This is a genomic window from Phnomibacter ginsenosidimutans (genome assembly GCF_009740285.1).
In the GTDB taxonomy this organism is placed as follows: domain Bacteria; phylum Bacteroidota; class Bacteroidia; order Chitinophagales; family Chitinophagaceae; genus Phnomibacter; species Phnomibacter ginsenosidimutans.
Genome location: NZ_CP046566.1, coordinates 1,553,626 through 1,575,316 on the forward strand (window position 1 = coordinate 1,553,626; position 21,691 = coordinate 1,575,316).

At 47.0% G+C, this 21,691-nt stretch carries 23 protein-coding genes and 1 pseudogene; 7 read left to right on the forward strand and 17 right to left on the reverse strand.

What is annotated here, in order from left to right; all coding sequences use genetic code 11:
• Positions 1 to 40 precede the first annotated feature (40 nt).
• The 5 genes from GLV81_RS06655 to GLV81_RS06670 all read right to left on the reverse strand — a co-directional run bounded on the left by GLV81_RS06655 (position 41) and on the right by GLV81_RS06670 (position 6,182).
• Positions 41 to 1,915, reverse strand: a complete 1,875-nt coding sequence (locus GLV81_RS06655) for an alpha-amylase family glycosyl hydrolase (RefSeq protein ID WP_197428995.1) — start codon at positions 1,913 to 1,915, stop codon at positions 41 to 43.
• Between the two features lie 25 nt (positions 1,916 to 1,940).
• Positions 1,941 to 3,290 carry an SLC45 family MFS transporter gene (locus GLV81_RS06660; RefSeq protein WP_157477943.1) on the reverse strand — a complete coding sequence of 450 codons (1,350 nt, stop codon included), beginning with the start codon at positions 3,288 to 3,290 and terminating at the stop codon, positions 1,941 to 1,943.
• A 149-nt stretch (positions 3,291 to 3,439) separates the two neighbouring features.
• Positions 3,440 to 4,714, reverse strand: coding sequence for a glucose-1-phosphate adenylyltransferase (locus GLV81_RS06665; protein WP_157477945.1), 1,275 nt, complete (start codon positions 4,712 to 4,714; stop codon positions 3,440 to 3,442).
• Between the two features lie 48 nt (positions 4,715 to 4,762).
• Positions 4,763 to 5,206, reverse strand: coding sequence for a glycosyltransferase (locus GLV81_RS20080; RefSeq protein ID WP_246186292.1), 444 nt, complete (start codon positions 5,204 to 5,206; stop codon positions 4,763 to 4,765).
• Positions 5,187 to 6,182 (reverse strand): glycogen synthase, encoded by a 996-nt coding sequence (locus GLV81_RS06670; RefSeq protein WP_246186293.1) that lies wholly within the window; start codon positions 6,180 to 6,182, stop codon positions 5,187 to 5,189. The genes GLV81_RS20080 and GLV81_RS06670 overlap by 20 nt, the downstream gene beginning before the upstream one ends.
• Before the next feature lie 174 nt (positions 6,183 to 6,356).
• Between GLV81_RS06670 and GLV81_RS06675 the strand changes: the two genes are divergently transcribed.
• The 3 genes and pseudogenes from GLV81_RS06675 to GLV81_RS21150 all read left to right on the forward strand — a co-directional run bounded on the left by GLV81_RS06675 (position 6,357) and on the right by GLV81_RS21150 (position 8,887).
• Complete coding sequence (locus GLV81_RS06675) at positions 6,357 to 7,841, forward strand: MFS transporter (RefSeq protein ID WP_157477947.1); 1,485 nt, start codon at positions 6,357 to 6,359, stop codon at positions 7,839 to 7,841.
• Between the two features lie 46 nt (positions 7,842 to 7,887).
• A pseudogene (locus GLV81_RS21145) lies at positions 7,888 to 8,211 on the forward strand (ROK family protein); the annotation flags it as partial.
• A gap of 46 nt (positions 8,212 to 8,257) precedes the next feature.
• Entirely contained in the window at positions 8,258 to 8,887 is a 630-nt protein-coding gene (locus GLV81_RS21150) for an ROK family protein (RefSeq protein ID WP_281350797.1), read from the forward strand.
• 81 nt (positions 8,888 to 8,968) lie between these two features.
• Here GLV81_RS21150 and GLV81_RS06685 read toward each other — a convergent pair whose 3' ends face one another.
• The 4 genes from GLV81_RS06685 to GLV81_RS06700 all read right to left on the reverse strand — a co-directional run bounded on the left by GLV81_RS06685 (position 8,969) and on the right by GLV81_RS06700 (position 12,480).
• A complete protein-coding gene (locus GLV81_RS06685) occupies positions 8,969 to 9,511 on the reverse strand; it encodes a DUF4382 domain-containing protein (RefSeq protein ID WP_157477949.1) in 543 nt (180 codons plus the stop codon).
• Positions 9,512 to 9,634: 123 nt separating this feature from the next.
• On the reverse strand, positions 9,635 to 10,594 hold the full coding sequence (locus tag GLV81_RS06690; protein WP_157477952.1) for a phosphodiester glycosidase family protein: 960 nt from the start codon (positions 10,592 to 10,594) through the stop codon (positions 9,635 to 9,637).
• 54 nt (positions 10,595 to 10,648) lie between these two features.
• On the reverse strand, positions 10,649 to 11,587 hold the full coding sequence (lipA, locus tag GLV81_RS06695) for a lipoyl synthase (RefSeq protein ID WP_157477954.1): 939 nt from the start codon (positions 11,585 to 11,587) through the stop codon (positions 10,649 to 10,651).
• A gap of 50 nt (positions 11,588 to 11,637) precedes the next feature.
• Complete coding sequence (locus tag GLV81_RS06700) at positions 11,638 to 12,480, reverse strand: hypothetical protein (protein ID WP_157477956.1); 843 nt, start codon at positions 12,478 to 12,480, stop codon at positions 11,638 to 11,640.
• 45 nt (positions 12,481 to 12,525) lie between these two features.
• Here GLV81_RS06700 and GLV81_RS06705 point away from each other — a divergent pair, with 45 nt between their 5' ends.
• The gene (locus GLV81_RS06705) at positions 12,526 to 12,933 is read left to right on the forward strand and encodes an OsmC family protein (protein ID WP_157477958.1); all 408 of its coding nucleotides are present in this window, start codon (positions 12,526 to 12,528) and stop codon (positions 12,931 to 12,933) included.
• Here the strand turns inward: GLV81_RS06705 and GLV81_RS06710 are convergent.
• The 8 genes from GLV81_RS06710 to GLV81_RS06740 all read right to left on the reverse strand — a co-directional run bounded on the left by GLV81_RS06710 (position 12,914) and on the right by GLV81_RS06740 (position 18,058).
• The gene (locus tag GLV81_RS06710) at positions 12,914 to 14,197 is read right to left on the reverse strand and encodes a DUF2851 family protein (protein WP_157477960.1); all 1,284 of its coding nucleotides are present in this window, start codon (positions 14,195 to 14,197) and stop codon (positions 12,914 to 12,916) included. The two genes, GLV81_RS06705 and GLV81_RS06710, sit on opposite strands and share 20 nt — an antisense overlap.
• A gap of 47 nt (positions 14,198 to 14,244) precedes the next feature.
• Complete coding sequence (locus tag GLV81_RS06715) at positions 14,245 to 14,847, reverse strand: Maf family protein (protein WP_157477962.1); 603 nt, start codon at positions 14,845 to 14,847, stop codon at positions 14,245 to 14,247.
• A 4-nt stretch (positions 14,848 to 14,851) separates the two neighbouring features.
• Complete coding sequence (locus GLV81_RS06720; protein ID WP_157477964.1) at positions 14,852 to 15,805, reverse strand: geranylgeranylglycerol-phosphate geranylgeranyltransferase; 954 nt, start codon at positions 15,803 to 15,805, stop codon at positions 14,852 to 14,854.
• Between the two features lie 42 nt (positions 15,806 to 15,847).
• Positions 15,848 to 16,051, reverse strand: a complete 204-nt coding sequence (locus tag GLV81_RS20085) for an HAD family hydrolase (protein WP_246186294.1) — start codon at positions 16,049 to 16,051, stop codon at positions 15,848 to 15,850.
• Positions 16,041 to 16,370, reverse strand: coding sequence for a KdsC family phosphatase (locus GLV81_RS20090; RefSeq protein WP_246186295.1), 330 nt, complete (start codon positions 16,368 to 16,370; stop codon positions 16,041 to 16,043). The genes GLV81_RS20085 and GLV81_RS20090 overlap by 11 nt, the downstream gene beginning before the upstream one ends.
• 88 nt (positions 16,371 to 16,458) lie before the next feature.
• On the reverse strand, positions 16,459 to 16,695 hold the full coding sequence (gene iscX, locus GLV81_RS06730; RefSeq protein WP_157477966.1) for a Fe-S cluster assembly protein IscX: 237 nt from the start codon (positions 16,693 to 16,695) through the stop codon (positions 16,459 to 16,461).
• Positions 16,696 to 16,806: 111 nt separating this feature from the next.
• Entirely contained in the window at positions 16,807 to 17,142 is a 336-nt protein-coding gene (locus GLV81_RS06735; protein WP_157477968.1) for a 2Fe-2S iron-sulfur cluster-binding protein, read from the reverse strand.
• A gap of 124 nt (positions 17,143 to 17,266) precedes the next feature.
• Entirely contained in the window at positions 17,267 to 18,058 is a 792-nt protein-coding gene (locus GLV81_RS06740) for a Rossmann-like and DUF2520 domain-containing protein (RefSeq protein WP_197428996.1), read from the reverse strand.
• A 39-nt stretch (positions 18,059 to 18,097) separates the two neighbouring features.
• Here GLV81_RS06740 and GLV81_RS06745 point away from each other — a divergent pair, with 39 nt between their 5' ends.
• The 3 genes from GLV81_RS06745 to GLV81_RS20095 all read left to right on the forward strand — a co-directional run bounded on the left by GLV81_RS06745 (position 18,098) and on the right by GLV81_RS20095 (position 21,682).
• Positions 18,098 to 18,964, forward strand: coding sequence for an alpha/beta hydrolase (locus GLV81_RS06745; RefSeq protein ID WP_197428997.1), 867 nt, complete (start codon positions 18,098 to 18,100; stop codon positions 18,962 to 18,964).
• A gap of 143 nt (positions 18,965 to 19,107) precedes the next feature.
• Complete coding sequence (topA, locus tag GLV81_RS06750) at positions 19,108 to 20,967, forward strand: type I DNA topoisomerase (RefSeq protein ID WP_246186296.1); 1,860 nt, start codon at positions 19,108 to 19,110, stop codon at positions 20,965 to 20,967.
• Positions 20,852 to 21,682 (forward strand): topoisomerase C-terminal repeat-containing protein, encoded by an 831-nt coding sequence (locus tag GLV81_RS20095; protein WP_246186297.1) that lies wholly within the window; start codon positions 20,852 to 20,854, stop codon positions 21,680 to 21,682. Before topA ends, GLV81_RS20095 begins: the two co-directional genes overlap by 116 nt.
• Positions 21,683 to 21,691: the final 9 nt, after the last annotated feature.

The window sequence follows — 21,691 nt, forward strand, 5'->3', positions numbered from 1 at the left end:
ATACTCAATCGTTCCCTTTTTATATGCTACTTAATAGGCGTTATTTGAGTTGCATCACCCACATTGTTTGTGCAGGAATGCGCCATTCGCCTTGCAATACGGCGTTGCTGCCGGTTATCACGTTCGTGGCTTGCTGATAATTGTTTGTGACTTCAGCGAAGCGGTTTAGCGCAATCGTTTTGTCTTGTTGATTTTGGTTGATGATACACATCACCGTTTCATTGCCATGCTTGCGGAAGTACACATACACGCCATCCTGTGGTAAGAAGTCGGTAGTGGTTCCCACAGTCAATGCCTTTGATTGCTTGCGGAAATTGGCCAGTTTTTTTACATACTCGTAAGCGGCATTTTCAGCAGCGTTTCTTCCACTCGCTACAAATTTATTCTGCGCATCACCTGCAAAGCCACCAGGAAAATCGTTGCGTTTTTTGCCATCGCCCTGCACATCATCGTTCTTCATTTGTATTTCAGTACCGAAATACAGCTGCGGAATACCACGCTGTGTAAGCAGCAGGCCAATGCCCATGTAATACTTTTTTTCATCGCCACCAATCATGGTCATAAAACGGTCTACGTCGTGGTTGTCGAGAAAAATGCAATTCAGTTTGGGATCCTGATACAACACATCCTGACTCAGCGTCATCATTAATTTGTTCAGTCCTTCTGTCCAGCCAAATGGTTGGTTGATGGCACTCAGCATGGCGCTTTGCATGGGGAAATCGGTGGTGCCAGGCAGGTTGTGTTTAAAAGGCACCTGCATGTTGTTTTTGGTAAAGTAGGCACTGCCCGGAACAGAGTTGGCCCAAGCTTCGCCAAAAATGCTGAGGGTCGGAAATTCTTTCAGCAGCGCTGCATTCACATTGTTCATGAATTGCTCATCGCAGTACTTGTAGGTATCTACCCGCCAGCCATCGAGCATAAATTCTTCGGTGCTCCAAATGGCATTTTGAATCATGAAATTGGCCATGTAAGGATTCCGCAAATTGATGTCGGGTAAGTGTGGTGTAAACCAACCTTCCAGCATTACTTTTTTATCGGCTTGGCTGGTATAAGCACCAAACAAGGCTTCTTCACGGTGGTTGCTGCCCGTGTATGCAGGCCAGTTGTTGAACATGTCGGCAAACGGCTTGTCCTTAAACAGGAAGTGTTCGTCACCCACATGATTGTACACGGCATCCTGAATAATTTTCATGCCTTGTGCATGAGCAGTACGCACCAGTTTTTTATAGGCATCTGCACCGCCGTAGCGTTTGTCGATGGCATAGTGGTTGGTAATCCAATAGCCATGATAACCACTAATGGCACCGGCGGGCTCCTGCTTCCAGGGCATGTCGTTTTCTGTTACAGGGCACATCCAAATGGATGTAACGCCCATGTCTTTCAGATAACCAATATTGTTGATGACACCCTGAATATCGCCACCATGATGCGCCGATGGATTGCTGCGGTCGCAAATGGTATCCTTGTATCCGGGGATGCGGTCGTTGCTGGCATCGCCATTGGCAAAACGATCGGGCATAATGAGGTACACCAAATCTTGTGAGGTGACGCCATGGGCAAAATCTTTTCCTGCTTTGCCGGTTCTGGCTTTCAGGGTAAAGGGGATCGTTTGTGTTTTGCCTGCACTGTTTACTTTAAAATTCAGCACACCGGGCTTGGCAGTAGCCGCTATGCTGATGTCAACCACCAGATAGTTGGGGCTTTCGGTACGGGTTACTTTTTTTATGGTAACGCCCGGGTATTGAAGCTGTACCGTAGCTGCTGTTTTGTTAATGCCTTCCTGATGCACCAACAGTTGCACCTGATTCCATTTCATGCCCGTCCACCAGTGTGTAGGGTATAGCTGTGCTTTTTGTGCAAAGGCTTGCCATGAGAGCAACAGCAACACACACAGCAGACTCGTTATCTTTTTCACGTTCATTGTATAAGCGTTCGGTTAATTAATCTTTTGCTTTGATAACTACTCTTGCCATAATGCCTGCAATGAGCATGGAGGCTCCTGCAAGGCCGATAACGTAGATGGCATTGCCGCCTAAAGCGGTTAATGCCAATCCGCCAATGAGCCCAGCTACAATTTGCGGAATGGTAATAGTGGCGTTGAAAATGCCCATGTACACACCCGTTTGCTTGGGAGGCAATGAAGAGGAAAGAATAGCATACGGCATGGCAAGGATGGCTGCCCATGAAATGCCTACACCAATCATGGATGCAAACAACACATACTTATTGCTGATGAACATCATTGATACCAAACCAATGCCACCGGCCAGCAATGAAAGGGCATAGGTATTGCGACGGCCAAACTTATCGGCCAAAGGAGTAAGCACCAAAGAGAACAGTGCTGCAAATACACTGTAAGCTGCGAAAATCACACCTGTCCAGTTGCCTGCTTCGTTGAAGGCAGCACTCTTCGCATCAGTAGTGCCCCATATGCTTTGGGCAATGCCGTTGGTAGTGTACACCCACATTAAAAACAATGCAAACCATGAGAAGAACTGCGTTACAGCGAGTTGCATCATGGTAGGCGGAATGTTTTTCAGCAGTTGAAGGAAACTTACTTTTTCTGCCTGGTCTGCTTCAGAAATGTTGTTGTATTTGGCATACTCTGCAGGTGGATATTCTTTTGTACGCAGCGATGTCCAAAGAACAGTTAGTAGCAATGCAGCGCCACCAAAGTAGAATGACCAGATAACGGTGGGGGCCACTTTTTCTCCTTCGCCCGGCTCATTGGCCACGCCAAGGCTGGTAAGTATAAATGGAAGTAGCGAACCCACCACTGCACCAAAATTGATGAGGAAGCTCTGAATGGCATAACCGCGGTTGCGTTGCTTATCGGGCACCATGTCACTCACCAATGCCCGGAAGGGTTGCATGGTTACGTTGAAAGAAGTATCCATCAACAAGAGCATCGTTGCACCAAAAATGAGGGGTGCCAACAACGAAGCAAAATTTTCAGAATTCGGCATGAAAAACATGGCTGCGGCCGATACAATGGCTCCGCCTAAAATGAATGGAATACGACGGCCGAGGCGGGTCCATGTTTTATCGCTGGAAAGACCAACGATGGGTTGCACTATCAACCCGGCTACCGGCGCTGCCAGCCAAAACAAACTCAAATGATGCGGGTCGGCACCAATGGCAGACAAGATACGGCTGGTGTTGGCGTTCTGCAAGGAGTAGCCAATTTGCACACCTAAAAAACCAAAGCTGATGTTCCAAATGCTCCAAAAATTGAGCATGGGTTTGAGGCTCGACGAGCCCGACGAAGAAGAAGCGACAGGAGCTGCCATATGCAATCGTTGTTTAAAATGAATGTACCTAAAAGCGGCTACGCAATGTAGCATTTTTTTGCTAGTGTGTATTTCTTACACTAACTATTTATCCCATAAAAAAAGACCTGTCCGTCAGGTCTTTTTTTATGTATGCTGTTTGGATATTGTCAGAGCTGAAATCCGTTTGGAATGACGGCGTTTTTCTTCAGCACTACAATACCGTCTTTTACGGTGTATAGGGCATGGTCTGCGGCTTCGAGGTGGCTGCCGCCAATGATTTTTACATCATTACCGATGCGGCAGTTTTTATCGATGATGCAGTTTTTGATGTAGCACCGTTCGCCCACACCAATATTGGGATGGCCTTTGACTTTTGAAGATTCAATTTCCTGCAGGGTTTCAAAGTAATCGGCTCCCATCATGTAGCAGCTTACAATGGTAGTGCCATGGCCAATGCGGCTGCGAATACCAATTACACTGTTTTCGATGCGGCTGGCATTGATAATACTGGCTTCGGCTATGATGGTTTTTTCCAGCGTAGTGCCGCTGATTTTTGCCGGAGGCAACATGCGGGCACGTGTGTACACAATGTTTTTCTTGTCGTACAGGTTAAACGGTGGAATATCATCTGTCAAGGCCAGGTTGGCTTCGAAGAAAGAATAGATGTTACCAATGTCGGTCCAGTAGCCATCGTATTGATAAGACAATACCTTGTATTTCTCAATCGAATTCGGCATGATTTCTTTACCAAAATCAGTTGATTTTTCATACTCTTCCAACAGCAAATCGTACAAAAGTTTGCGGTTGAAAATGTAGATGCCCATGGACGCAAGGTAGTTGCGGCCCTGCGCTTTCATAGCTTCGCCGGTATCGCTTACCCAATCTTGCAATACGTCTTTTTTCGGCTTTTCAATGAAGGAAGTGATTTCGCTGTTTTCATTCACTTTCATGATGCCAAACTCTGGCGCATCTCTTTCGCCAACGGGTATGGTGGCAATAGAAATTTCAGCGCCTGATTGGGCATGTTTATCAATCATTTCCTGAAAGTCCATCTGATACAATTGGTCGCCACTTAAAATGAGCACGTAGTCAGATTCGTGCTGCTGAATGTGGCGCAGGCTTTGGCGTACCGCATCGGCAGTGCCCTGAAACCAGCCCGGGTTGTCGGGCGTTTGTTCGGCAGCAAGAATGTCTACAAAGCCGCTGCTGAACTGGCTGAACTGATAAGTGTTTTTGATGTGTTTGTTGAGCGACGCACTGTTGAACTGAGTAAGTACCCATATGCGGTTGATGCTGCTGTTGATACAATTGCTGATGGGAATATCTACCAGTCGGTATTTGCCGGCAATGGGTACTGCGGGCTTGCTTCTGGTAGCAGTAAGTGGGTAAAGCCGGGTTCCTGCACCTCCTCCTAAAATAACTGCAACCGTTGATTTTGCCATGATAATGTGTTTATAAGGTGAGTATTGATGTTTATTTTTCAAGTGGGGTTATGCTTTGTAAAGATCGATGTATGCTGCTGCACTTTTTGTCCAGCTGTTGTTGATGGCCATCATTTTTTGGCGGGCAGCCAATAATATGTCGGGCTTTTCGAAGTACCATCCTGCAGCCCGATGAATGGCATGTTTTAAATCGCCAACAGATGGATGTTCAAATACCAAACCGTAACCGGCAAAGTTGGGGGCACCAATATCTGTTACGGTATCACGAAGGCCGCCGGTATTGCGTACCATGGGCACGGTACCGTAGCGTAGCGCATACATTTGGTTGAGGCCACAAGGTTCTACCCGGCTGGGCATTAATAGAAAATCGGCGGCAGCGTACAGTTGGTGGGCCAGCTTTTCATTGTAGCCAATGTAGCAGCTCATTTGGTCGGGAATGAGCTCTTGCAAACCCTGTAATTCGTATTCAATTTTAGGGTCGCCACTGCCCAATACAATAAAGTTGAGCTGGCCATTGAATGCTGCTTGCTGCTTCGCCTATGGCCGATGGCAAAATTTCTGCCGCTTTTTCGCCCACTAACCGGCCAATAAAAATGAACAATGGCTTTTGGGCATCGAGGCCAAAATGCTGGCAAACAGATTTCTTGTTCAGTTCTTTCCCTTCTGTTACATCTGCAATGCCATAATTGTAGGGCAGTAGCGGATCGGTTTCCGGGTCCCACACTTCGGTGTCAATACCATTGAGTATACCTGAGCATTTGCCTTTTTCGTATTCAAACAAATCTTCCAACCCATTGGCCTGAAAACGCAATTCTTCCATGTAGCTCTGGCTCACGGTGGTTACTTTATCGGCACACTTCACGGCCGCTGCCAACGGATTAATGCTGTCTTGCCATTCGAGCATACCGCTTTTCCAATTGTCGAAGCTGGGCAGGTAATGACTTTTGTTCCAACCCATCCAGCCCTGGTATTGCGCATTGTGTATGGTGAAAACCGTTTTGATGGTACGCAAAGACTGATAGGCATAGCAATACTTCATCATGAAGGGGATAAGCCCAGCATGATGATCGTGTACATGTACTACATCGGGGCGGTGCTCCCAGGTAGCCAGCCAATGCACCACGGCTATTTGAAATGCGGTGAAGCGTTCGGTATCATCATCGTACCCATATACTTTTTCGCGGTCGAGCAATCCGTTGATGTCGAGCAGGTACAAATCAAAACCCAGCTCATTGGTTTTTTCTTTGATGACGGCGTAGCGAAACCAGGTATTGCCCAGGTAGGTGCCGCTTTCGTGTACCAGCTCCCACTCGTGGTTGTATAAATATTTGCTGCGGTACATGGGCATTACCACTTTGGCTAAATGGCCCAGTTGTGTTTGGTATTTGGGCAACGCACCCACAACATCGCCGAGGCCGCCAGCTTTGGCAACAGGGTAACACTCGGCGCTTACATGCAATATTTCCATCAGGTTGCAATTGAATGAATGCAGCAATTATGCACTGCAAAAACCAGTTATGACAAGCGCATACTTGGCCCGACAATTTAGGCTAAGATTGCCATAGGATAGCCCATCTTAAAAAATTTTTCTGCGTTCCAAAAGCGGTTACTTTTACGCCTATTCTATTTTAATCGATGCCTTATGAATCAGTCAGCTAATACAACTAAAACAGCGGCTTTAGTAACACTTGTTTCCGTCTTTTTTTTCTGGGGATTTGTTGCAGCCAGTAATGACATTTTAATACCTGTTTTTAAAGAGAAATTAAATCTTTCTCAAGGCCAGTCACAGTTGGTCGCTGTAGCCTTTTATGTTGCTTACACAGTTGGGTCTATCATTTACATGTTATTGAGTAGGTTATCTGGAGGGGATATTCTTAATCGAGTTGGCTACAAAAACGGGATTGCTATAGGCTTGATTATTTCAGCTATTGGAACATTACTTTTTTACCCGGCGGCAAACAGTGTTTCTTTCAACCTGTTTCTGACTGGGTTGTTTATTGTTGGTTTAGGGTTTTCGTTACAGCAAACAGCTGCCAATCCACTTGCAATCGTAATAGGTGACCCAAGAAAAGGAGCACAACGATTAAGCATGGCGGGGGGAATTAATAATTTAGGAACTACCATAGGCCCATTAATTGTGAGTTTTGCCATTTTTGGTGCTGTAAGCAATGAATCCACTGGAATTGCAGATATTAATGCAGTTAAAACTCCTTATTTGATACTAGGAGTTGCATTTGTTTTAGTTGCTTTAATATTTAAATATTCATCCCTTCCCAATAAAATTAATCTGGAAGATGATGCACATCAACCCTTAAATGCTGATGGTACCACTGCGGTTCACAGATCAAGTGCACTGAAATATCCTCAACTTGTTTTAGGTATGATTGGCATTTTTGTTTACGTAGGCGTAGAAGTCGCTACAGCTGCTAACTTACCAGAGTTCATGAAGCAATACATTAAATTGGAAGATGGTAGCCCAATTCCAACAAGCTCTATTGCACCTTATGTTTCCTTGTATTGGGCTAGCTTGATGATGGGACGCTGGACAGCAGCGGTCGGTGCTTTTAATGTATCTGAAAGTACCCGGAAGATTTTAAATTTTGTCATGCCCTATTTGGCATTTGGAGTCTTTTTACTTGTAAACATCATTGCTGGTCATTCTATTCAGCCATTCCTTCCTTATGCTGGTATTATTCTGATTATGATAATTGGTGATATTATGAGTAAAGGAAACCCTGCAAGACAATTGCTCATATTTAGTTCTATGGGTATTGCTGCTCTCTTAGTTGGGATGCTCACAAATGGGTTAGTTAGTGTGTATGCATTCACAAGTGTGGGGTTGTTCTGTTCAACTTTGTGGCCTTGTATTTTTACTCTTGCTATTGCTGGTTTAGGTCGCTATACGAATGAAGGGTCTAGCTTTTTGATTATGATGATTATGGGTGGAGGTATAATTAGTTATTTCCAAGGTTATCTCGCAGCAGACAATTTATTAGGAATCCATTGGAGTTACATCGTTGGCGTTGCATGTTTTGTTTATCTAGCGTATTATGCCATAAAAGCCAAAAGCATACTTAAAGGGCAGGGCATTGATTATGACAGGTTAGAGTCAGCTGGCGGCCATTAAAAATCGATAAACAGTATTAGAATTGAACTTTTGAATTTTTGAGTGAATGAAAGAAGGAATTGAATCAAATTCTGTGATTGACAAGTCTCAGCAATATGCCATCGGCATTGATATAGGTGGCACCAATACCAAATTCGGCCTGGTAGATACACGTGGCGATATTTATTACCGTGGTGCCATCAGCACCAAAAAACACAAGTCGGTCGATAAGTTTATTGATGCTTTGTACGAAGCCATTTTACCCGCTATTGAGTCGGTAGGTGGTGTGTCGGAAATAAAAGGCATAGGAGTGGGAGCACCCAACGGCAACTATTACAAAGGAACCGTAGAGTACGCACCAAACCTGCCGTGGAAAGGGGTTATCCCCTTGGCGGAAATGATTGCTGAAAGATTTAGCCTGAGTGCCAGCCTTACCAATGATGCCAACGCTTGCTGCGGTGGGCGAAATGATGTACGGTGCTGCCAGGGGCATGAAAGATTTCATCATGATTACGTTGGGTACTGGTGTGGGCAGCGGCATTGTCGCCAATGGACAGTTGATTTATGGTCACGATGGTTTTGCCGGCGAACTGGGCCATACCATCATTATACCAGACGGACGATTGCATTGGGGCACTGGTGCTCATGGTTCGCTGGAAGCCTATGCATCAGCTACCGGCATTCGCCTTACTGCTCTCGAACTGTTGGAAAAACACCATAATAAAACCTCGTTGCTCCGCAATGTGCCGGTAGAAGAATTGGAAAGCTATCACGTGCACGAATGTGCTTTGCAGGGCGATGAAATTGCCATTGAGGTATTCGAATATACCGGCAAAGTGCTCGGTATGGCACTGGCCAATTTTGTGATGTTCTCTTCACCTGAAGCCATCGTGTTGTTTGGCGGACCAACCAAATCGGGCGACCTTATTATGAAGCCGGTACGCAAGTACATGGAAGAAAATCTGCTGCCCATTTTCCGCAATAAAGTAAAGCTCATCTTCAGCCTGCTGAAAGAAAGCGATGCGGCTATTTTGGGAGCCAGTGCACTGGTTTGGGAAAAGAAATAAACCGGAAGTTTTTACAAGAAAGCGGGGCTATTCATACTCTATGAATGCCCCGCTTTTATTAGAAAGGGTTGTCCGTTATCGTTATTTCACTACTAAGTGGGGTACCAGGTGGTACTGATGAACATCCACTTCTTTTACTGAAAGGGCAGCGTCAAAATCAATGGTGATAGAATCACGAGGAATGGCCATTTGCTTTACCACGTTTATTTTAAAACCCAATTCGGCACCAGGCTCCAGGCTCATAGGGTAAAGTTGTCCGTCGAACTTTACACTGTTGTTTTTACCCAATACAAAGCGCATTTCTTTGATGTGTGCACCAGGTACACCGCCTACAGCCAACAGGGTAGTGCGACCATTGGTATATTGAAGAAGGTTGTAAATACCTTCGTTTACGTCCAGCCACACCCAATCTTCACTGTTGCCGGGGTTATTGCTGCCTGCTGGCTCCACTGTACCCTGGTATTTCACTTTTACACCTTGAATATCTACGTTCACCTCATCTGCAGGAATAGAATTATCCGTGAGGTACACGTATAATTTCGAGTCCTGATTGCCGTCGAACTTCTGACATCCGACAAAAAATAATGCAGCCATGAGGGCTGCAAGGGGTATTATATTTTTCATATCCGGAGGATATTTAATGTTGGGACAATGAATTTAATGTTTTAACCTTAAACTCACAAGTATTATCCCAAATTCTATGCCAAAGTTCCTCCGGAAGTCTTTTTTATACAATAGTCAAAGCCACTAAAGGCTTGTAGTTGTAACCACAAATACGGCAGGCACAGGCCGCTGGCCTTCTTTGTCAGATGGTTTAATGGTGGGTTTTCCGTTGATGAGCAGACAACTGCTACCACCACCATCGAGGTTAAGGCCTTCTATACAACCCATTTGTTTCAGCATCTGGCCCAATTGCTCCAGCGTAGCGCCTTCGGCAATGCCGGGGTTGCGGCCTTCTACAGCCAGCACTATGAGTTTGCCGTCAGCAGTGTAGCCCATGGCTGTGCGGGGGTGTTTGTCTTGCAGGCCGGTTACAAACATGCGTTCTTCTTTGTTGTACACTTTTACCTCGCCGGCTTCCAATACCACCGGGCCACCACCCACGGCGGTTTGCATTTTCCACTTTACAGGTTTTGGCAAGCTGGGGTTGGCGGATATGAGATCTTGTAAATCAGGATCTGCATGGCTGCCAGTACCCGTGCTGGGCTTGCTCCAGACATAGGCGTATTGAAGCGCAGTATCGGTATAGGTCCAGGCTACATCTGCCTTTCGTTTTTTACTGATGCCAATGGCACTCCGGGTTACATAAAAAAAACGGGTACTGTCTTTGCCCTGTTTTACCGAAGGTGTATTGTAAGCTTTCAACTGTCCATGGCTAACCACCATATTCAGGTTGGCATTGTTGGCAAAAGAAAAGAAGGTACAGTTTGTTACTACCAGTGGCGACGCATGCTGTTCGAAGTATTGGGTTGGCGTAAAACGTTTGCCGTTTCCTGTAAGGGCATCAAATGAAAGCTGTTTGTTTTTCAGTGGTAGTTCGATGTAATACGCAATGTTGGGTTTGCCAGCCAATGCCGTATTGGTGCGGTATACATGTACGCCTTTGGGCAATGGCCCGAAAGCTGAATCTACATTTTGCCAGGTGAGTTGTGCATTTGCAAAAAGGGTAGTGCTGAGCAGTACCGCAAGAACCATTAATTGCTTCATGGCCTAAAAATAGCAAAGCACCCATTGCGGGTGCCTGCTGTATCATTAATGATTTTATTTATTTACGCAGTAGCGGTCACGGCGGTTTTTTCCTGCATCCAGGCATTGCGGCCATAGCCGGCAATCACGTGGTTTTCGCTGTGGTAGCTTGCTGCGTACCAATGGGCCGCTTTCTACATAGTCGAAGCCCAGTTCGTAGCCAAACTCACGAAGCATGGCAAACTCATCGGGGTGTACAAAACGATCTACGGGCAGGTGGCGGCTGGTAGGTTGCAGGTATTGGCCAATGGTGATGACGTCTACATTCACATTGCGCAGGTCTTCCATGGTTTGCTTCACTTCATCCATGCTTTCGCCGAGGCCGAGCATTATGCCGCTCTTGGTACGGATGCCGGCCTGTTTGAGTGTACGCAGCACTTCCATGCTACGCCAGTACTTGGCCTGAATGCGCACCTGGCGGGTAAGGCGTTCTACCGTTTCAATGTTGTGGCTAATCACTTCGGGTGCCGCTTCGGCTACCCGCAAAATGTTTTCTGTTTCTCCTTTAAAATCGGGAATCAGTGTTTCCAGTGTGGTTTCCGGATTGAGTGTTTTCACCGCCTTAATGGTATTGTACCAGATAATGCTGCCACCGTCTGCAATTTCATCACGGTCTACTGATGTAATTACTGCATGCTTCACTTTCATGAGGTGAATGGCTTCGGCTACACGCTGCGGTTCGTCCCAATCTACGGGGTCGGGGCGGCCTGTAGCTACGGCACAAAAGCCACAGCTGCGGGTACAGGTATTTCCCAAAATCATAAATGTGGCGGTGCCTGCACCCCAGCATTCGCCCATGTTGGGGCAATTGCCGCTTTCGCAAATGGTATGCAGTTTATGATTGTCTACCAATCCTCTCACATGCCTGTAACTCTCGCCAATGGGCAGTTTTACACGCAGCCACGATGGTTTCTTTATCTTCTCTACAGATTGATCCTGTGTAATACAACTCATAATTTGTGCAAGGTAATAGTTGCTGAATAAACAGCATCCTGTGCAAAAGGTTATTTGCGCCGGCCAAATTCAACAGCGATGTACAAATTGGCAAAAAAACGTTTGGCGGTATTGTCTACCATGATGGGCATTTTCTGCGCATAAAATTCTGCATTTACACCGCATTCAATGGCGCTGATGAGTTCATTGTAGCGGCCATAGTCGAAGCGTAAACCGGCTTTTGCAAAAACACCCGGGCGAAACTTCAACTCACTAAAACCTTTGAAAAAACCAGCACTGGCACCCATTACCCGGTCATCCATAAAAAGGGTGTCGGTATAGCTGTTGTTGTCCTGCCATTTAATGGTAAGAACTTCGTTTTTCCGCGCATCAAATTTTTCTATATAGTAAGGTTTCAAAAAGCTTAATGCTAAACCTCCACCATACAATGCCGAAACAGCGACGCCATTTTTAGTACCCTTACCACCAATTAAAAATTGCTGGCCTACGCCAAACTTGGTTTGTAAAAAAACATTTTGCTTGCCGTAGATATAAGGTCTGCTGAGGGCAAATCCCAATGCAATGTCTTCATTACCCAACTTGAATTCGTTGTTGGCTTTGCGAATGCCCACTTCAGCCAGAAACCAATTCGACTTATAGTTGGTTTTCATTTTGGCCCGCTGGTAGTAAGCACCCCAGCCATCGCTGTACAAGCGGCCACCCATTACCCATTCTTTGTTGTACACAATAGCGCCTTCTTCTTCAGCCTTGCGTATTTGGTTGATTTTTTCCCTGCGGGCTTGTTTCTCTTCCGACTTGGATTTTTTCGGAGTGGCTTCCTGTGCTGATGCAGAAACCAGTACCAGTGTAAGCAAGCAGGTGAGGGTAGCAGGAAGCAAAGTTGACATGCGCATGGAATAATGTTGTTGGTAACAGTAAATTTAGCCCAAAAATAAGGTATGACCGCATCGTTAATTTACAATGGAGCGTTAAGGTGCACAGCTGTGCATAATCAGAGTGGATCAGGTATAGAAACCGATGCACCAACGGATAACAGGGGAAAGGGTGAAAGGTTTTCGCCCACTGATTTAACGGCTACTTCGCTGGGCCTTTGCCTCATTACGACTATGGCCATCAAGGCTACTGATATGGGCATAGAGCTGGCAGGCGCTACCGTAGACGTACAAAAACACATGAGTAAAGAACCACCTCGACGCATTGTAAAAATTGAAGTGTGGGTAAAACTGCCGGCACTAGAGATTACTGATAAAGACCGACAGATACTGGAAGCTGCTGGTAATGCCTGCCCGGTGGCCCGTAGCCTGCACCCCGATCTGGAGCAGGTGATTAGCTACCAGTGGGGCTAAGGGCTTCGCTGCGCAATAAGCGATTGCCCACGGCACACTCCAGGCAGCGTCGGGCATCGCAGTACTGCTTGCGCAGTTGCAGCAATGCCTGCGAAGTATAGGCATTTTCTATAGTTACGTTCATGGCTGCAAAAGCGGTCATGAACGTATTTTTTTCTGCAGCAGTGGCTTGCAAAAAACGCAACGCCTTTTCGCTTTGTGCAGGTTGTTGCAATGCTTTGCCATAAGCATACAACAGGGGTGCAATGGCATTGATGACAACGCTGTCAAGGGCTTGCTTTCCCAATGTTTTAGGTTGCGCTTCACTTTCCTGATCGGGCTTGAAATGCGTTTGCCAGTAGTCGTTGGCTGTTACATCAAACAACTGGTGAATTTGTTTGAGTTCATTTGCTTCCAGCAGTTGCGAAAACAAATGGCTGCTCCGATGAATAAGCATAGCCAGCTGTGCCAATCGAATGGTAGGAAAATTGACCGGCCGCATTCTTAAAAAGGAGGGCGGCTGTTGAATGACCCGCAGCTGATATTTCTGTTGCAAAAACTGGTACTCTTTGTACAGCATTTGTGCATACTTATCGGTCATGTGTTTATGCAACAAACCTGCCTGCCCTAAAAGCAACGCTTCCAGTTGGTGAATCTGGTTTTTGTGCTTCGCTAAAATGTTTACAGAAATAGATGACGCCATTTGTTCAAAGCTTTCGCCATTGACAGCACCACCCATGGCCCGGCTGATCATGCGCCAGCACACTTCTTCCCAATGCTGTTGTGTTTGCTGAATGTGTTTGGCAACGCGGTTTGTTTTTTCCTGCAATCTTTCTGCCAGCAACCTATCGAGCCAGTTTTGCCAAATGAGGGAGGGGACTGCAGCCGCTTGTGTGCCACAAGGAATGGCTTGCTGGCTACTCATCCAGCTGCTGTACTGTTGTAGCATCATGCCCGAAATGCGATGGCGCAATTCCAATACAGGAACCTCAGTTGGCCAGTCGGGCACATCATGTTCGTACACCACATGCAAAATGATTTTGGCATAACGGTCATCGTGTTGATGCCCGTGCTTGTACCAGTCGCTGGTGTGCAGGTGCATCTCTACCGCACCCGCCCAAATGGTTCCATCAATATTGATTCTGGCATTTTGAAAATCGGCCCCCTGATGGGTATTCCATTCACCGGGGTGAATCACTTCTATAGGATAATGTAATGTAGTTTGCAGTTGTTGCGCATTGTAGTAGCGAAACTGCCAGATGAATTGTAGCAAACGTTCGTTCATAGCGGGTATAGGGTGTGTCTCCGCTAATGTACATAAACCTGACGAGGTTACAATTCCTTTAGCAGCTGTAAAACACGACTCACCGGAAGCCCCATTACGTTGTAAAAATCACCCTGAATACTTTTAATGCCTGTTACACCAATCCACTCTTGAATGGCATAGGCTCCGGCTTTGTCGTAGGGTTCGTATTTGTCTACGTAGTATTCTATTTGCTGTTGTGTAAGCTCATGAAAAGTAACGGAGGTGATGTCTGCAAAGGAAAATGTGTCAGTAGCAGTGAGTAGGGTAACACCTGTTATCACCTTGTGTGTTTGCCCAGACAACTGAAGTAAAAACTGTACCGCTTCTTCGCGGTTGGCGGGTTTGCCAATGATGCGGTCATTGAGCACCACAATGGTGTCGGCAGCCAGTATGGGCAAATGCGTACTATTTTCTGTTCGGCCTTCTGCCCAACGGGTAAGTTCTTGTTTTACCGCTAAGGCTTTTTCACGTGCTATGGCTACGGGTACTGCTACAATAGGCAGCGCCGGGTCTACAATTTCATCGGTGTGTTTTACAATCACTTCAAAATCTACTTCAGCCCATTCGAGCAGCATTTTTCTGCGGGGCGATTGGCTGGCCAAGATGATGCGGGGCAGTGAACTTCTCATAAACTTATCGGGTATACAACATAAAGAAAACCATAGAGCAAATACCAGCTAGCATTATCCATTTGAGCCAGCTGCTTACCTGAGCAAACTGTATTGTAGTAGTGGCTTTAAACAAATGCTTGAATAGTAATATTAGCGGTATAGTAACTGTTACCAGCAAATACAACGATGCATACCACCATTGAAAAATGAGTACATAGGTTTGCATCACTATCAGCATTACTACGAGGATAGCCAGCCAGGTACCGGCAAATACTTTTGAAGCATTTACACCATACACAATGGGTAGTGTTTTGCATTGTGCCCGACGGTCGCCTTCTATGTCTTCCATGTCTTTTACCACTTCACGAATGAGTGAAATGATGAACGCAAAAGCGGCATACAACACCCCAATGCGGGTTAGCCTTGCTACTGAAGCTTGTGTGTCGGCTGCGGTGATGATGCTGTTCCACCAGCCGGGTAATTCAGCCACCAACATGATAAGGATAACCCATGCTGTAAGTAGCGAAATGAGTACGTTGCCGATAATCATTTTCCGCTTGTAGGTGGTAGAATACACCCACAGCAGCACTACACAAAGTATGTTGCCGATGGCAATAAGCGGATTGTGCAATTTGTAGCCAACATATACACTCAGCAATACGCCGATGCCAGAAAAAACAAGGTGCCAAAATATAGCCATGCGCCTGGTAATGATGCGGTCTACCACCATGCGGTCGGGCTTGTTTACCTGATCAATATTGATGTCGAAATAATCGTTGATGATATAGCCTGCGCCAGCTATGAGCACACTGGCTGCTACGATGAGCCAAAACAAATGCTGCTGCAAATGCAATGGAAAAGCATGGCTGTTGGCAGCAGGTAAAACAATGAAGTAGTGAAAGAGGATTTGTGTAATAGCGATAAACACCAGATTAGGCCAGCGGAGCAATCGGAAAAAATGACCTAATAGTTGCATGTTGTAAAAATATCGAGGGCAGGGGAGCAGGCAAAATTATTTCTACCGGCTCTGCACCTGCGTGGTATGCACCCAATCGCCATTGAGTTTGAGCACTTTTTCTATCACATCTCTGGCGGCTCCGGCACCACCAACCTGTGGACTGATGTACAGACTAACCTGTTGTATTTCGCTGCAGGCATCGGCAGGGCAGCAGGGTAATACTACTGATTGCATCACATCCAAATCAGGTATGTCATCGCCCATAAAAAGCGTTTGCGACAAGCTGTATTGATGCTTGCTGCAAAAAGTCTTGAAGTACCTGCTTTTTATCGTGCACCTGCATGTACACATGACGGATGCCCAATTTGTGCAGCCGCTCTTTTACCAAATCAGATTGGCCACCACTAATGATGATGACTTCATAGCCTTTCTTCACCGCCAGTTGCAAAGCGTAGCCGTCTTTGATGTTCATGCGGCGTACCATTTCACCCTCGGGCATCAGGTACAATGTGCCGTCCGTCAGCACTCCGTCTACATCAAAGGCAAACACTTTTATGTTGGGAAAAAGGCTTAGTACGTTCATCGGTAAGTTGATAGATGGTGGATGATAGTTGGTAGTAAAGATGGCAGAAAATCAGCCATCAGGCATCCTACATCAGCCATCCGAAATCCTATTTCTGGTTGTCTCTCCACTCGTACACCCAGCTGCTCTGAATCATTTCCAGATGGCCTTCGTTACTTTCTTCACGGGTACCCACAAAGCCAGGAATTTGCAACACCCACTCCAGTAAATCAGTAAAGCGGATGCGGTAAATTTTGCCTTCGTTGAACTCATCGCCAAACTTTTCATACAGTTTAATGGCAATGTCTTCGTAGTCGTTCCAGTGAATAGGCGGTTCGTAGCTCATATAAGAATTTGAAAATTTGAAAATGGATAATTTGAAAATGAAACATCAATACAAAAACCTTCACTGTATTGCATTAGCACATTTTCAAATTAACTAATTAGCTAATTGTGGTTACTCTCCCAAAAACTGTGATTGGTCAGGCACGGTTACTTCAATGGTACCGCTGCCGGCTTCCAGCACACACTGGCAACCCAGGCGGCTGTTGAGGCGGGGGCTCACTGCACGGTCAATAAAGTCTTCTTCACGGTCGGTAATTTCCGGCAGGTAGTCTTCCCCTTTTTCAATGTATACATGGCAAGTGCTGCAGGCACATACGCCGCCGCAGTTGTGGTGCAGTTCGATGTCGTTTTTCAGGGCAATTTCCAAAATGGAATCACCGGCTTCTATTTTGGTCAGTGTTACAGGGTCGAGGCCTTTTTCTTCAAACTTGAAATGAATGGTATACATAATGATTGGTTCGTTTCGTATTGGGGCGGCAAAAATAAGGGTTGCCGTTTCGCTTCGCCTGCATATAACCTGCAAATCCTGATTTGGTTGGGGTGCAGGGCGCAAAAAATTCCGTTTCTCAACATCAGGGCTTGTGCTGCATCCAGTGGCTCACCTGCTGAGAGAGGAATTGATACATGGCGGCCATGTTCGCATCCTGAGTTTGCAGCAGCGCCAAATGTTTGGCAATCGTGCCACTATCATTTCTGGCGGCAGGGCCGGTTTGCCATTGTTTCGGGTCATTGTTGGTAAGGCGGTTTACGGTTTCCTGCATCAGTGGTTGCAGCAGTTCAAACGGTACTTGCTGCGCTGCGCAAATGTTGTACGCCTGTCCATACATGAGGTTAGTAAAGTTGTTGGCAAAAATGGCGGCCATGTGCAGCCACTGGCGTTGCACATCGTTGGCATGGCCCGTAATGGGGCTGAGGCTGCGGGCTATATCATCGAGCAACGCCAAATCGTCGGGCGTGGCAGCATCGGTGAGCAGTGGCACGGGGGCGGTGGGCGGCGCTTCTTTCCGCAGGCTTTGCAGCGGATACAAAATGCCATAGTTGGGCGATACAGTTGCCAGCACCTGCATGCTTACCGAACCTGCCGTGTGTACCAGCAGGCCTTTCAGCTTGGGCAGCTGTGCCAGCACTTCGGGTATGGCCGTGTCAGAAACGGCTATAATATATAATGGTACATGTTGCCGGATGGCCGAAAAATCCGTGCTGCCCTCAGCTCCATATTTATCGGCCAACTGCTTCACGGCTGCTGCATTTCGCCCCAGCACTTGTACCAACTGATGCCCGGCTTGCTGCAACATGCCGGCCAGCACCGCAGCCACATTGCCTGTTCCTATCAATACTATTTCCATCATTTCAAAGTAAAGCAATTCAGAGTACTGTTTCTTTGCGCAAAGCTTCAGCGGGATATGGCAACACAACGTGGGATGACGGCAGCGCAAAAACTGGTGGTGGAATATTACAAGGCCAAGCTCAACCTGATGCATGTGCTCAATGCCAGATGGGCAGCCGCTTCAGCCATCGATTTGTTTCAAAAACCGTATGCCCGGCCCCGCCGTAAAGACCCGCCCATTTGGAAAGAAGCCAAGCGGCTGCGGCTCAACTCGGGTGAGCATCAACTGGCCGGCTATCATTGGTTGCCCAAAGAGCCCAACGGGCAAAAACTGCTCATCGTGCATGGCTTTGCCGGCAGCTGCAAATCGTTTGAAAAATACATTTACCCCTCTTTGAAAAAAGGCTACGAAGTGCTGGCCTACGATGCTCCGGGACATGGCAAAAGCAATGGCAGCCGGCTCAACCTCATCATTTACAAATGGGTGCTCGAAGATATAATTCGCCATCACCAAGGGTTTGATGCTTACCTGGCCCACAGCCTTGGCGGCATGAGCCTGATGCTGGCGCTGGATGCCCTCGGCCACAAGCAGCAAAACAAAATTGCACTGGTGGCGCCGCTGGTAGAAGTGCGGTCGGCTACGCAAAACTTCAGCCGCTTTTTGCAATTGCCTGCCAACCTGCAAGCCCTGTTTGTGGAGGAACTGGAAAAGCGGGCCGGTCACAAAATGGATTGGTTTTCGCTGCCCCGCCTGCTGCGGGAGCATCAGGGGCAGGTGCTGTGGGTTCACGACCGGTTGGATGATACCACGCCCTTTGATGATGTGGAGCCTGCCATTCCGCATTTGCCCGGTCATGTGGAACTGATGGTGACAGAAGGGTTGGGCCACAGCCGCATTTACCGCGACAATAAAGTGCGGAAACGCATCCTCGAATGCTGGTAAACTGCTCCGGTTTTGTAAGCTGCTCACAACCGCAGGACGTTGTTTTTTACAAACTATCCTAATATTGCCGTGGAAAACGCTGGTTCACCCCCGGTATTTTTCCACCCATTAACATAGAACTTACTCCCCGCTATTCGCACATCATGGCAAAAAACTTACTCATTGTAGAAAGCCCGGCCAAGGCCAAAACCATCGAAAAATTTCTGGGCAAAGACTTTCAGGTAAAGAGTTGCTACGGCCACATCCGCGACCTGGAAAAGGACGACATGGGCATTGATATTGACCATGGTTTTCAACCACGGTACGTAGTGCCGGATGAAAAACAAAAAGTGGTGAGTGAACTCCGCAAACTGGCAAAATCTTCTGAGGAAGTTTGGTTGGCAAGCGATGAGGACCGTGAAGGAGAAAGCATCAGCTGGCACTTGTGCGAAGTGCTCGATTTGGATCCTGCCACCACCAAGCGGATTGTGTTTCATGAAATCACCAAGCCCGCCATTCAAAAAGCGGTGGCCAACCCTCGTACGGTAAACATGAATCTGGTAAACGCCCAGCAGGCCCGCCGGGTGCTCGACCGCATTGTGGGTTTTGAAATCAGCCCGGTGTTGTGGCGCAAAATTGGCCGCCAGGGTGGCCTGAGTGCCGGCCGTGTGCAAAGCGTTGCAGTAAAACTGATTGTAGATAAGGAAAGAGAAATCAACACGTTTAAGGCGGAGAGTGCTTTTGTAGTAAAAGCACATTTCACCGGCAAAGACCTCAATGGCAAAGACGTGAGTTTCTCTGCAGAAGGTGGTCGTTTTGCCAACGGCCAACTTGCGGAGCAATTTTTAAACAGTTGCCTCGGTGCTGCTTATAAAGTAAAAGATATTGTAGTGAAGCCTGGTAAACGTACACCGGCTGCACCTTTTACCACTTCCACTTTGCAACAGGAAGCAAGCCGCAAGCTGGGCTACGGTGTGGCCAAAACCATGCTCATTGCCCAAAAGTTGTACGAAGCGGGTCACATTACCTACATGCGTACCGATAGTGTGAACCTGAGTGATACGGCTCTCGGCGCCATTGGCAATACCATCGAAAACAACTATGGCAAAAGGTATTTGCAAATACGCAAGTACAAAAACAAAAACGAAAGTGCACAAGAGGCACACGAAGCCATTCGCCCCACGTACATGGAGCATTCCAGCATTGATGATGCAGAAGGTGCCCGCCTGTACGACCTGATTTGGAAACGGACCATCGCTTCGCAAATGGCCGATGCCGAACTGGAAAAAACAACGGCTAAAATTGGCATCAGCACCAATGGCGAAGAACTGTCTGCCAGTGGTGAAGTCATTAAGTTCGATGGCTTTTTGAAAGTATATCTGGAAGGCTCCGATGAAGAAGACGAGCAAGAAGATGGCCGTCTGCCTAACCTGAGTGTGGGCCAGTCTGTTGACTTGCTGGAAATGACGGCTGCTGAAAAATATTCACGCCCAACAGCCCGCTATACAGAAGCGTCGCTGGTAAAGAAACTGGAAGAACTCGGCATTGGCCGTCCTTCTACGTATGCACCAACCATTTCTACCATCCTCAAGCGTGGCTATGTGGTAAAAGAAGACCGCGAAGGGCAGCAACGCAGCGTAGTTATTTGGAAATTGAAAGCTGATAAGGTTTCTTCCGCTACGCAAATGGAAAACTATGGTGCTGAAAAAGCCAAGCTGTTTCCAACGGATCTTGGATTTGTGGTAACCGACTTTTTGAACAAGCATTTTGAAAATGTGATGGACTATTCTTTTACCGCCAGGGTAGAAGGAGAGTTTGATAAAGTAGCCGAAGGCAAGCAGCAGTGGAACAGCATGGTGCGCAACTTTTACGATCCTTTTCATAAGGAAGTAGAAGAAACCATGGAGCATGCCGACCGTGCCACAGGGGGAGCGTCATTTGGGCGAACACCCCGAAAGCCGCAAGCCCGTCTTTGCCCGCATGGGCCGCTTTGGCGCCATGATACAAATTGGCAGTGTGGATGATGAAGAAAAGCCATTGTTTGCCAGCCTTCGCCCCGGCCAAAGTATTGAAACCATTACCCTCGAAGAGGCATTGGATTTGTTCCGTTTGCCCTTCACATTGGGCGAATTTGACGGCAAAGAAGTGAGTGTCGGCATTGGTCGTTTTGGTCCGTATGTAAAACACGGGGATGCTTTCATCAGCCTGCCCAAAGGAGAAGATCCGCTGGCGGTGGATATGGCCCGTGCACAAGCTTTGATAGCCGAAAAGGTTCAGGCAGATGCACCAATCGCTACGTATCAGGGACAACCCGTGACGAAGGGTAAAGGTCGCTTTGGCCCGTTCATCAAATGGGGCGATTTGTACATCAACGTACCACGTCGCTACAACTTTGATGCGCTGACGCAGAAGGATTGCGATGAGCTCATTGCCGCCAAGGTGGAGAAAGAATCGAACCGCTATATACAGCAATGGCCGGAGCTGAAAATCAGTATTGAAAATGGTCGTTGGGGTCCGTACATCCGTTTCGGCAAGAAGATGCTGAAACTGGGTAAGCCTGGCAAAAGCAAGTATACCCAAGAAGAAGCCGCTGTGATTGATTTAGAAGAAGTGAAGTCAATCATTGTAGCGCAGGTGCCCGACGCATTTGAGAAAAAAGCCACCGCAAAAAAAGCGGCACCAAAAAAGGCAGCCGCCAAGAAAGCGGCACCAAAAAAGGCCGTGGTCAAAAAGAAATAAACTCCTTCA